Source organism: Terriglobia bacterium (assembly GCA_020073085.1).
Classification (GTDB): Bacteria; Acidobacteriota; Terriglobia; order JAIQFV01; family JAIQFV01; genus JAIQFV01.
The window spans coordinates 88,584-99,731 of the sequence record JAIQFV010000023.1 but is presented as its reverse complement, the minus strand read 5'-3'; the positions used below and the strand labels follow the sequence as shown (position 1 = coordinate 99,731).

General features: G+C 55.9%; 8 protein-coding genes. All 8 read right to left on the bottom strand.

All coding sequences use genetic code 11. From position 1 onward, the window contains the following. Positions 1 to 119 precede the first annotated feature (119 nt). Entirely contained in the window at positions 120 to 1,856 is a 1,737-nt protein-coding gene (locus LAO21_18785) for a glycoside hydrolase (protein ID MBZ5554769.1), read from the bottom strand. A gap of 702 nt (positions 1,857 to 2,558) precedes the next feature. Continuing rightward, positions 2,559 to 3,098, bottom strand: coding sequence for a hypothetical protein (locus LAO21_18780; GenBank protein ID MBZ5554768.1), 540 nt, complete (start codon positions 3,096 to 3,098; stop codon positions 2,559 to 2,561). Next, positions 3,095 to 4,234, bottom strand: coding sequence for a DUF2157 domain-containing protein (locus tag LAO21_18775; GenBank protein MBZ5554767.1), 1,140 nt, complete (start codon positions 4,232 to 4,234; stop codon positions 3,095 to 3,097). The genes LAO21_18780 and LAO21_18775 overlap by 4 nt, the downstream gene beginning before the upstream one ends. A gap of 58 nt (positions 4,235 to 4,292) precedes the next feature. Beyond that, positions 4,293 to 4,604 (bottom strand): hypothetical protein, encoded by a 312-nt coding sequence (locus tag LAO21_18770; protein ID MBZ5554766.1) that lies wholly within the window; start codon positions 4,602 to 4,604, stop codon positions 4,293 to 4,295. A 1,552-nt stretch (positions 4,605 to 6,156) separates the two neighbouring features. Beyond that, positions 6,157 to 6,738: a hypothetical protein gene (locus LAO21_18765; GenBank protein ID MBZ5554765.1), complete on the bottom strand. Its 582-nt coding sequence runs from the start codon at positions 6,736 to 6,738 to the stop codon at positions 6,157 to 6,159. A 160-nt stretch (positions 6,739 to 6,898) separates the two neighbouring features. After that, positions 6,899 to 7,822 (bottom strand): PEGA domain-containing protein, encoded by a 924-nt coding sequence (locus LAO21_18760; protein ID MBZ5554764.1) that lies wholly within the window; start codon positions 7,820 to 7,822, stop codon positions 6,899 to 6,901. Positions 7,823 to 8,971: 1,149 nt separating this feature from the next. Beyond that, positions 8,972 to 10,084, bottom strand: a complete 1,113-nt coding sequence (locus LAO21_18755; protein MBZ5554763.1) for a hypothetical protein — start codon at positions 10,082 to 10,084, stop codon at positions 8,972 to 8,974. Positions 10,085 to 10,123: 39 nt separating this feature from the next. After that, entirely contained in the window at positions 10,124 to 11,140 is a 1,017-nt protein-coding gene (gene aroF / locus LAO21_18750; GenBank protein ID MBZ5554762.1) for a 3-deoxy-7-phosphoheptulonate synthase, read from the bottom strand. Between the last annotated feature and the right edge of the window lie 8 nt (positions 11,141 to 11,148).

Below are 11,148 nucleotides of genomic sequence, written 5' to 3'. Positions count from 1 at the left end.
TTCCAGCCGCGGACGATCCAATCCTCGCGGCGTCAAGCGCCTGTTGTGCCGATACCACAGCCGCCACGGAGTCGCAGCGGGCAAGTCCTATAAGAAGCGCTCCATCACGATTAAAATCGTTAAATGAACAGTATTGGGGCTGTCCCCATTTCTCCGCTGGCAATGGTCAGATTTTCGGCGACGAAATTATCGGCCAGTACAGTCATGGTGGCCGACTTCACGGTGCCGCCTGGGGTGTCGGCACTGCTGTCGGAAACAATGACGGTCTTCCGGGCGTCCGGGTAGGGGCTGTGCAGCCGGATATTGGGTTTTGCTATCGTCAGCGCTTCTCGATACGTGCCGGGAGCGATGGAAATGACGGCGCCGTCGGGCGGGGCGACATCGATCGCGCGCTGGATAGAGTAGTAGTCGCCCGTTCCCGATGCCGCCACGTAGAAAGTCGGATCCTCTGGAGGTACCGTCATCGCCGCCGCGGGGGCAGTCGTGTTGTCCGCAAACGCGGGAAAACGGTTTCCACAATCCACCGCAACGCCAGGCTCGACACCGGCACTGCTCACCGAGACGTCGTTTCCGCGGGGCTCGACATTGCCGCGCCGCGGGCCGACACGCACCTCGGCATGCTCTGCCCGGATATCATCCGCCTGCAAGCCATCCACCGTGACGTTGTCGAGGCCCACACCCATTCGGTGCTGCTCATCGAGGCCAAGCAGCATGATAGCGCCCGGCGTTACGCTGTGCACGTTCTTCAGGAAGATGTCGCGATAGAGCGGCAGGAGGTTTCCAGGGAACGTGGTGTACCTCGTATTCAGGACAATCGGGTTGGTGACGTTCCGCATGCACACATTTTCATAGACGACATCGCGCACCAGCCCCCCACGGCTGCGATCCGACTTGATGCGGATCCCGTTGTCCGCGCCGTCGATGCTCAGGTCGATCACGCGAACACCGCTTACACCGCCGCTGGTGCCGCTGCCGATCGACATCCCGTGGCCGCTATAGAAATGGTTGTCGGCGATGGTGATATTCGAAGCTGAACCCGCGCTCCCCGACTTGATCGCAATATTGTCGTCTCCCGTTGCGATGAAGCAGTGGGTGATTGTCACGTTGGTGGAGGACGAAGGATCGATGCCGTCAGTGTTTCTCGCGGTTTTCGGGGTGAGGATCCTGACGCCCCAGGCAGTGAATCCATTGGTGCGTTCCACCCCCACGTGAAAGTTGGGGGAGTTACGCAGCGTGATGCGATACAACGTAAAATCGTCAGACTTCCGCACGACTAACATCCGCGGGACACTCTGCTGCTTATCGAGGACCTTGGCGGTATGAGCCAGGTCCCACCAGGACACGTCTTGGCCGAGCAGCTTCGCGCCGCCCCGCCCGTCCAGCGCCCCGTCGCCCATGATGCCGCTTGCGGGGGCGTTCTCCGCCAGTATCCAGGGCTTGCATCCGTGCCCTTTCTCGTTGACGACGCCGCAGCTTCCGGCCGTGAGATCGTAATCGCGGGGATTGCGCGACGCGAACAGCGCCGTATTGGCGTCCACTAGGAGCGTTACACCGGCCTTCAGCAGCAGCGGCCCGGAAAGGAAGATGTTTCTAGTGCCAGCTGACTTCAGTTTGACTGCTCGCCCGGGCGGACAATGGTCGATCGCCTCCTGGATCCGGGCCGTGTCCGGTGTCCGTTCGCTCGTTTCCGGCAAAACTCCCCCGGGAGCAGACAGTTGCGCCGTGAGGGCCATGCACACCGGCGGTAGACGGGGCTCGACGACGTCCCGCGTATCTTGCGCCCGCAGGGTTGCCGTGCCGGTAAACACCGCAATGTAGAGCACGACCCAAACGGAGCATGTCACCCTTTTTTTCATGTTACCTCTCCAGCTCGCTTTGGTAGCCCCGCCTGCGTTCTGTGCCGGCGGGGGCTTTTGCGAGCGTTCGGTTACCATGTCTAATTCAATCCAGGCCGCAGTCACAGGCCCCCGCCACAAAAAGCGTGGCGAGGCTACCAAACCTACCTCCAGGCGATGCTTTGGTAGCCCCGCCTGCGTTCTGTGCCGGCGGGGGCTTTTGCGAGCGTTCGGTCACAGTCACCTGCCCCCGCCACAAAAAGCGTGGCGAGGCTGCCAGACCTGCCTCCAGTCGATGCTTTGGTAGCCCCGCCTGCGTTCTGTGCTGGCGGGGGCTTTTGCGAGCATTCGGTCACCATGTCTGATTCAATCCAGGCCGCAGTCACAGGCCCCCGCCACAAAAAGCGTGGCGAGGCTACCAGACCTACCTCCAGGCGATGCTTTGGTAGCCCCGCCTGCGTTCTGTGCCGGCGGGGGCTTTTGCGAGCGTTTGGTCATCAACCCTCGTTCAATCCAAGCCGCGGTCACATGCCCCCGCCACAGAAAGCGTGGCGAGGCTACCAAACCTACCTCCAGGCGATGCTTTGGCCGGGTGGCGCATACATCGCGTTTTTTGCGATGTATGCGGTAAAGAATCGCCATACTCTCCAGCCTCGTGACGAGGTTCCACAGAAGGCCGCCCGCCGCGGCGGGCCAACTGCGCATGTGTGCGCCACCCCGTCCTCAATGAATTGGAAGGGGACTGATCACCCCGTCCTTCTTCACCCCGAGCTGGATCGGCCGTGGCGGACCTTTGCGGGGGACAGTCACCTCGACCCAAAGCTCTTCTCCCTTCAAGCGACGCGACGGATCAAGGGCGTGCTCGGGAATATAAAACGCGATCGGATCCTGCAGAGTCACCAGGGGCGAATCCTCGGACTTGCGCTTCCGGGCGCGGACCCCCGTGTTCTGCGACGCCGGGACAGCCGCCAGCTGGCCGTTCTCGATGGTAAGTCTTACTCGTTCCAACCCTGCATAGTAGGGGGTGAATTCCACGACTCCGGCTGGATGCTTCGGATTCGGAGCGACCGGCATTTGCGAACCATCCACTTCGAGTCGCAAGCTGACATAGCGTCCACGAATCGGAAGGTCGGGATCTACCGGCACTGTCTTCGCCCACACCCGCGGCAAGTTGGCCCGGTCAATCAGCAACTTTGCTCCCAGGCTGAGCACAATGCCCAGGTGCAATGCCGCCAGGAGCAATCCCTTCTGCCAGGATTTCATGGTTTCACCTCCACAATCCGCGCGACGAGATGTCGACGGGTTCGTTCAAGGGCCAACCCACCAGCCAGGAACAACACTCCAAGGCCGATCAGGCTGATTGACCGGCCGAATTTATCCATGACACTTGAGAAGTAGAAGAAAAGCACCGTCAATGCAAATCCTATGACCCCCAGATTGATGCGGCTTTTCTGGGCTTCCCGCAGACCCCAGGCGACGAGCCCGACCGATCCCACGGCGCACCAAACATAGATAAAGAGGTTCCATATCGGATCTAACATGAAGGCCAGGGGGAAGACCCAGGCCACAGCCAGAAGATTTGCCCAACTGCTCCGTCCCCGCAAAAAATAGGCCACGACCAGGGGGAGGACGATTGCCGCCAGCCACCCCACGACGAGAAGCTGTGTGGAGACAGATTGAGGGCTGCCGTAAAAGTAGTCGTACTTGAATCGATGTCGCTGTTCAATGAGGAACGCGATCGAAGGAAACAAAGCCAGCCCACCGACCCAGACGAGAGCCCGCCGGTAGATGCTGTCACTTTCCCGTGTCCGGGCCGAAAGGAAAGAAAAGGCCAAAAAGGCAATTCCCAGAAACATGATGCGATCTGCTCTGAGACCGACGCCTTCGGTCTTCACCGTCCATTCGCCCACCAGCCATGCGGGCGTCAACACCGCGGCCATCGTCAGTTGAGGCCAATCTCGCAGCAGGATCCAGGCGAGCCACGCCCCCAAGGTCCACAGCATGAGCCCGCTCGGCCAATTCTCCTGCAAGTTAAAAATTTGAGCAGTCAGAAAGATGCCGCCACCCAGGGCCGCGGTACCGACGGCGTTCAGGGTAATCCCCAGGACCTCAAATCGATCCCTGACGAAAGCAGCCGCGACATGAAACAGAGCGACCATCGACAGGACCACGGCCAGCCGCAACGCGGGCGAAAGCCTGTCCCAGTGCGCCGAAACGAACAGGAGCACACCCGCGCCCAACATGAGTCCTCCGAATGCCAGCGCCAGAATGACCGGCCAGCGCATGCCGGTCTTGCGGCTGCGGTCGGCTTCAAATACCCGAATCCTATCCGCTACGACGCCTTCCAGAACTCCCGCCTCGACCCACCGCTGAAGCGCCCTCTCCCAACGTGGTGTCATTGATCTGCCTCCCTCTAAGAAATCAACGAGAATGTCAGTGCCTGGCCCCTTCTTCTGCTCAAGCTCCCAGCGAAGTGTGCAGCCAGTCTTCAAGGCGGTCCTTTGCCTGTGACATTAACTGCTTGCTCATTTTTGTGTCTTCGTAATGATCGATGAAGGTTTCTTTGTTAGAGTCCCCCTGATGTCGCAGCCATGTAATCTTAGCCAGATCGAGATGCTCGACGTCGGAAGGTTCCATGGACAAATAAAGATCAAACCCGCCGGATTTTCTCTCGTAGAGAATCCCTCCAAAGGAGCACCGGGCGAAAGGGATTTCAAAAAGATAGAAATGTGAATCCGGGTCGATATACTCAATTTGCTCGTTGGCCATGGCCGCCAATGGACTCCTTATGATTCTTAGATCGATGGTACCTGGTCTCAATACTCCACTGGTTTGATTTTGAGACCTTCGCGCGTGCCTGGCCTCAATAATCAACTTGTTGAAATATGAGACCTGGCACTTTCGCTTCCCGACTCGCTCAGCACCGCTTCCGGGCACAGCGCGACCGGGATCCCAGTCCCCCTCGGGGGACTTGATTGCGTACAGCCCGCCGGTTTACCGGCGAGGAACCCCACCCCCCTCGGTTTTGCACCCCGATTCATCGGGGTTGACCTTATCTCCGGGTCGGCCGTTAACGACCGACCCATTTCCCAACCCCGATGAATCGGGGTACGACCTCCAACGCGCCCGTTCCCGCCGGTAAACCGGCGGGCTGTATTAAGACAAGTCCCCTCAAAGGGGACTGGCATGCCCGGGCGGTGACTCTCAATTTCCGGACCCGGACGAGCCGGACTTAATTGTTGGTGCTTAGTCTCAATAATCAACTTGTTGAATTTTGAGAGTTGGCGAATGTCGGTGCCTGACCCCCTGTTGCTGATAAGAATTGGAGGTCCCGGGTCTCAACCATCAACTTGTTGAATTGAGAGATCTGGCACCTTCGCATTCTTCCGGGCCACAGCGCGATCCATGCGAGAGATCCCAGTCCCCCTCGGGGGGCTTGATTGCGTACAGCCCGCCGGTTTACCGGCGGGGAAGCCCACCCCCCTCGGTTTTGCACCCCGATTCATCGGGGTTGACCTCATACCCCGGTCGGCCGTTAACGACCGACCCATTCCCACTCAACCCCGATGAATCGGGGTACGACTTCCAGCTTGCCAAGTCTCCCGCCGGTAAACCGGCGGGCTGTATTAGGACAAGTCCCCTCGAAGGGGACTGGCATGCCGGGTGGTGACTCTCAATTTCCGGACCTGGACGAGCCGGACATTATTGTTGGTGCTTGGTCTCAACAATCAACCTGTTGAATTTTGAGACCTGGCACTCTCGCTTAGCGCGAAGACGTTTCTCGTCCTGCCGAAGGTCAGCCCCAGTCCCCAAGCGACCCTCGCAAAAGCCACAACAGTAAACAAAAACACAAGGAGTGGCATTACGTCATACGACAATAGCATCCAAGGTATCCTCATAGAGTTCAGCCCAATATCAATCCCGAAGTACGCATACTTACGGGATACGAGGGTTTATTACCGCGTCAGCCAACCAACAAGCATATGTCAAGTCTAAATTCTCAATTGTGATTATGGCGGATGAGAAAAATTGAAAATTTCGACCTGACCCTACAAATTTTCTACAAATTTGTCCGCAATCCGTCTGGGCGACTGTGCAAGACCATAACAGTGCGGCAAGGACTCCAACTGCGGCTCGAAAAAACAAAATTCGATTGATTGTATAGGTGCACATTGAAATTCTCTCCCACAGGTGCTTATTGATGAATCCAGAACTTCGCCCGCCAGCATTGTTCGGGTCGGGCACCGAAATTCGCTGACCCCCTTTGTTGCATACTTTCTTCTATCTTGGGTCGAACAATGGGTTATGGAGTGCAGCCGGATCATATTTTGGGGGCCATCCCACTGGCGGCGTCCAAGATCAGCTTTCTTGTTTTCGATAGAATCTCAGCGCTCAAGAAAGATTCATAAGCGAGATACGCCGCAATTATAAGAATGATGATTGAGCTCACAATACTTCCGCACGTAGACCACAGCTTGTATTCTGCGTTTGTCCATATAAGTCCAATTAAGAAAATCAGCAGCGCTGGAACCATCGAGAGTTCAAACTTCATGCGGGTCTTGATATCCTGAATGTACCTCTGCCCGATAATTTCATCCTGCAATCTTAACTGCAGGTATTTGTACCAGTCTTCATCATGTCGTTGATATTTCTTTTTGATTCTGTGGTCCCAAAGATCCTTCTCTATATGCCCACCCAAGTCTTCGAGAATGAATCCAACTGCCAATACACAAACGGTGAGAATAGTCACGAAGGCCGAAGGGTGCTGTTCCCACAGAGTATACGTTTGGGGAAAGTAATACCTCGCCAGGAGGACAAAAGGTGCCGTCGCTATGGACCCTGGGACAACGATTGTTACTATTGGTCTGAGAACTTCAGTCCTGAATGCGGATAGGGGGTCCATGTTGTCACCTCGTTGTTAACCTAAAGACAGTTGCCAAAATCGAGAAGTTAGCCAACACTAAGAAATCGGGTGCGTCGTTATGAACATGCGGACAGTAGTCGACTTCGAGAAGTTGCCGAGTCCGAAGATTCTTTGCGGACATGCAATCTCAATAACTTAGTCACGGCACCAATGGCTTTGTTTCGGGAACCTTTTCCAACATTGCCTCCACAGTTACTGAGCTTCCGGTTGTCACTGAAATCGTTCTCTGCCACATTTGGAACCCTGATTTCTCAATGGAAATCGTGTGATCGCCTGGGGTGAGCTGCAAAGTGGATGGAGTGCTCCCCACATACTTACCATCAACCGTTATCTCAGCCCCCTCAGGTACAGACTTTATTGAGACGGCGGATATTTCAGCGCTCGGTTTGGTATCGATTGGTTTCATCGCGGGGGATGGAACAGCAGGTGTTGACGACGCTTCACCCGCTGGCTTGGTTTCAAACTTCTTTGGATCCAAGCTCATGTCACCGTTGATATAAGCGGTTATCTCCGTGCCCTTTGGGATTGTGATGTCCTTCCCGTGCATGAATAGGAAGAATGGGGCCGCGGGAAAGAACACGATGCTGGTGGCGACGATACCACCCGTCATCGCTCCGGTATGACCGCCGCCTTTGACTTCTTTAATCGCACGCAATGCGGCTTTTTCACCCGATAGGAGTCGAGCGGCATCAATGTTAATATTCAGTTTTCCACCACGCGCCATTCTGCGTTTCGCTTGAGCCTCGGTCACCGTCCCCCACGCGATCCCACCTTTGGGTATCACCAGGACCTCACCAACTTTGATGCCCTCTAGAACCTCAAAATCGACTCGGTCGTCGACATGGGCGTCTGCTGACGAGATGGTTCGACTGAGACGCAGTTTGACGGGGGTCCCATCTTCCAAACCAAAAGCAAGCGGCGATTTCACTCGCTGATCTGGTGGAGTCGATTGAGTTTGAGTCGCGGACTGGGGGTCCGGCTTGGTCGTCTGTGAGCCCTGAGAATAGCCATTTGCCGTAACAAACAGTATCAAGAAAAAAGTGCCAATCTTAAGAAACCGCATACATCCCTCCTCAGTACCAACAGTTGATTTCAGTTTCGCCAACCAACTAATGTCTCTCCGAATCTGCGGCGTACGAGGTCCTTGATGAAAAGTCGAAATGATCTCTACCCTCATGGCATACCCTCTCTCGCAGGCATGCGCACACATGCAAAGAACGCATGTATGCGGCACCCCGGTGTTGCTTTGGTAGCCCCCCGCCGCGGCGGGTTTTTTGCCCGGCGGGGGCCCTTTCGTGAATCTGACCATAACTGTAGGCTTTCCGCATACTGCGACCAAACGCCCCCGCCACAAAAAGCGTGGCGGGGCTACCAAAGCTTCCACCAGGCCATGATGTGGTTGCCCCCCGACACAGAAAAGGTCGCTGGTTACCAAAACGGCCTTGAATCATCATTGGAGTTCTAATGGAGAGGGAGTAAACGAGAGTATCCCTGGCAATACTCATCAAGCCTCCGTAGGGCAAGCGCCAATCCGTCCTGGAGTGGCAACAAGGAAAAACAGGTGAGCACCAACGGCCAGCCAATCACCGTGTTGAAAAGAGGGGCCCGACAGGGGGGAAGCCGGCCAGTTCGAAGTGTAGGACGCGCTTCGGCAGATTTCAAGGGAATTAATCGGAGAAGGGGAGATCTGACGCGGGCGGGAGAAATCACCGAAGCGGAAATTCCAAAGTCCAAAATCCAAATTCCAAACAAAAACCAAAGTCCACATTCCAAACAAAAGCGAGTCTGTAAAAAGGAAACCGCGAGGCGCAGGCATGCAAAGAGCACATGCCTGCGGCACCCCAATTTATTAAATTCCAAATCCCAAAGGCCAAAATCCAAATACAATCCAAATTCCAAAACCCACATTCCAAACAAAACCCAAAGTGCAAATTCCAATCACCAAAACCGTGAAATGGACGTTAACAATCGCAGGCATGCAAAGAGCACATGCCTGCGGCACCCCAATTTATTAAATTCCAAATCCCAAAGACCAAAATCCAAATAAAATCCAAATTCCATAACCCAAATTCCATAACCCAAATTCCATAACCCAAATTCCAAACAAAACCCAAAGTGCAAATTCCAATCACCAAGACCGTGAAATGGGCGTTGGTAATCGCAGGCATGCAAAGAGCGCATGCCTGCGGCACCCGAGGGGAAAGCAAAAATCTTATTGGATGGCGATGGCGCGGGGAGAGGGACCGACCGAAAGGACCGTGAAAACCTGGTTGGTGGCGGTGTCAATAACAGACACGTCGTTCGAGCGGGAGTTGGCGACCAGCAGATATCGATCGCCGGGCGTCAACACCATGGCGTCCGGCCCGGACCCTACGGGGATTGAATTGAGAACCGTGCGCTCGTCGACGTTGAAGGCGAGGACCGAGCCCGAACCGAAATTTGCGACAAACAACCGAGTGTTGTCGCCCGTAACCACGGTCTGGTTGGGTTGCTTTCCCACGGGAAAGGTCACAGAGATGTCGTTAGCGGCGGTGTTGATGATGGAAATGGTGTCGTTCAAAAAATCGCTGACAAACAACTCGCCCCCGTCCGGCTTCAGGCGGAGAAACACCGGGGATTTTCCCGTTAACAGGGTCGCAATCCGCTCCTTCTTCAAGGCGTCGATCACGGTCACCTGCCCAGTGTCGGCGCTTGAGACGAAGAGTTTGGAGTCGTCCGGAAGAATGGCGAGCGAAGTCGGGTGCGCCACTCCAGGAATCGTGCTGGTTAACCGAAGTTCCGTTGTGTCAATGGCCGCAATTTGAGCCCCGACGTAGCAGGCGACAAAAAGAGTGGATTTATGCGGACTCATAAGGGCTTGCGTCGGCCCCATGCCCACCCGGATGGTTTTCTCGACCACCAATCTCGAGACGTCGATCACCGAGACATCATTTGATGCGGAGTTGGGGACGAAGGCCCTTCTTCCGTCCGGTGTAAAGAAAACATAGAAGGGTTTGGAATGAACCGGGATGGTCCGGACCACCTCCTGCTTCGATGAATCAATCACCGAAACGGAGTTTGAATCTGTATTCACGATGAAGACGAACTTCGATTGCGGACACGCGGCCGCGCCCGTGGGACTCTTTCCGACGCGCAGGTCTTTCACGACGTGAAAGGATTTCAAGTCAATGATCGAGACCGAATTGCCCAGCCCGTTTGAAACGTAAGCAAAGTGTGTTCCCTCTGGCGGGGTGGATGGCGGAGAATCACTGTCTTCGCAGGCGAAGAGCAGCAGCAGAGCGGTCACGCTCGCCAGGGCGAGGAGAAAGCGGACGAACCTCGACATTCCGATAGGGAATCTTTGTTGCAGCATGGATTCAATCAATCAGGTGAGGGTACGGTCCACCACGGGAGCGATTTGGCCGATCTCTGACATCAAACGCTCAAATTGCGTCGGATAAAGTGATTGGGCCCCGTCCGACAGGGCATGGTCGGGCTGCGGATGCACTTCAATGATCAGACCATCGGCCCCCACCGCGATGGCAGCCCGCGACAACGGGATCACCTTATCGCGTTTGCCGGTTCCATGACTGGGATCGACGATGATCGGAAGGTGTGAAAGCCGCTTGACCGCGGGAACTACGCTCAGGTCCAGGGTATTGCGGGTATGGTCCGCAAAGGTCCGGACCCCGCGTTCGCACAGGGCCACCTGATAGTTTCCTTCCGACATGATGTATTCCGCCGCCATCAGAAATTCGTCGAGAGTCGCCGACATCCCCCGCTTCAGAAGCACCGGTTTGCGGGCCCTTCCCGCGAGTTTCAAAAGCGAGAAATTCTGCATGTTGCGGGCGCCGATCTGAATCATGTCGGCATATTCTTCGACGGCGGCCAGGCTCTCAGGATCGACCGCCTCCGTCACAATCGCAAGCCCAAAGGCCTCTCGAACCTTGGCCAGGATTTTCAGCCCTTCGATCCCGAGGCCTTGAAAGCTGTATGGGGAGGTCCGGGGCTTGTAGGCGCCTCCGCGGAAGAAACGCGCTCCACTTTTCTTGACCGTCTCTGCAACCGTCATCGCCTGGTCATAACTTTCAATGGCGCAGGGGCCGGCCATAATCGCCAATGCTTTGCATCCGATGGCCGCATTGCCCACGCGCACGATGGTGTCCTCGGGCTTCAATTCACGGCTGACCAGTTTGTAGGGTTTTGAGACCGCTATGGTTTCCACGACACCGGGGAGGTCCTCGAGGGCGCCGATATCCACCTCGCCCTGGTTGCCCGTTACTCCAATCGCAGTCCGTTCCGCGCCCGGGATAGGATGCGCCTTGAGTCCCATCGACTCAATGGTTTCACAGACCTTGCGAATCTCCTCCGGGGTGGCATGCGACCGCATCACGATCAACATGGGGATAG

Coding starts and splice junctions, on each gene's coding strand:
- LAO21_18785 (MBZ5554769.1), bottom strand. CDS start 1,856: ATGAAAAAAAGGGTGACATGCTCCGTTTGGGTCGTGCTCTACATTGCG.
- LAO21_18765 (MBZ5554765.1), bottom strand. CDS start 6,738: ATGGACCCCCTATCCGCATTCAGGACTGAAGTTCTCAGACCAATAGTA.
- LAO21_18755 (MBZ5554763.1), bottom strand. CDS start 10,084: ATGTCGAGGTTCGTCCGCTTTCTCCTCGCCCTGGCGAGCGTGACCGCT.
- LAO21_18775 (MBZ5554767.1), bottom strand. CDS start 4,234: ATGACACCACGTTGGGAGAGGGCGCTTCAGCGGTGGGTCGAGGCGGGA.
- aroF (MBZ5554762.1), bottom strand. CDS start 11,140: ATGTTGATCGTGATGCGGTCGCATGCCACCCCGGAGGAGATTCGCAAG.
- LAO21_18780 (MBZ5554768.1), bottom strand. CDS start 3,098: ATGAAATCCTGGCAGAAGGGATTGCTCCTGGCGGCATTGCACCTGGGC.
- LAO21_18770 (MBZ5554766.1), bottom strand. CDS start 4,604: ATGGCCAACGAGCAAATTGAGTATATCGACCCGGATTCACATTTCTAT.
- LAO21_18760 (MBZ5554764.1), bottom strand. CDS start 7,822: ATGCGGTTTCTTAAGATTGGCACTTTTTTCTTGATACTGTTTGTTACG.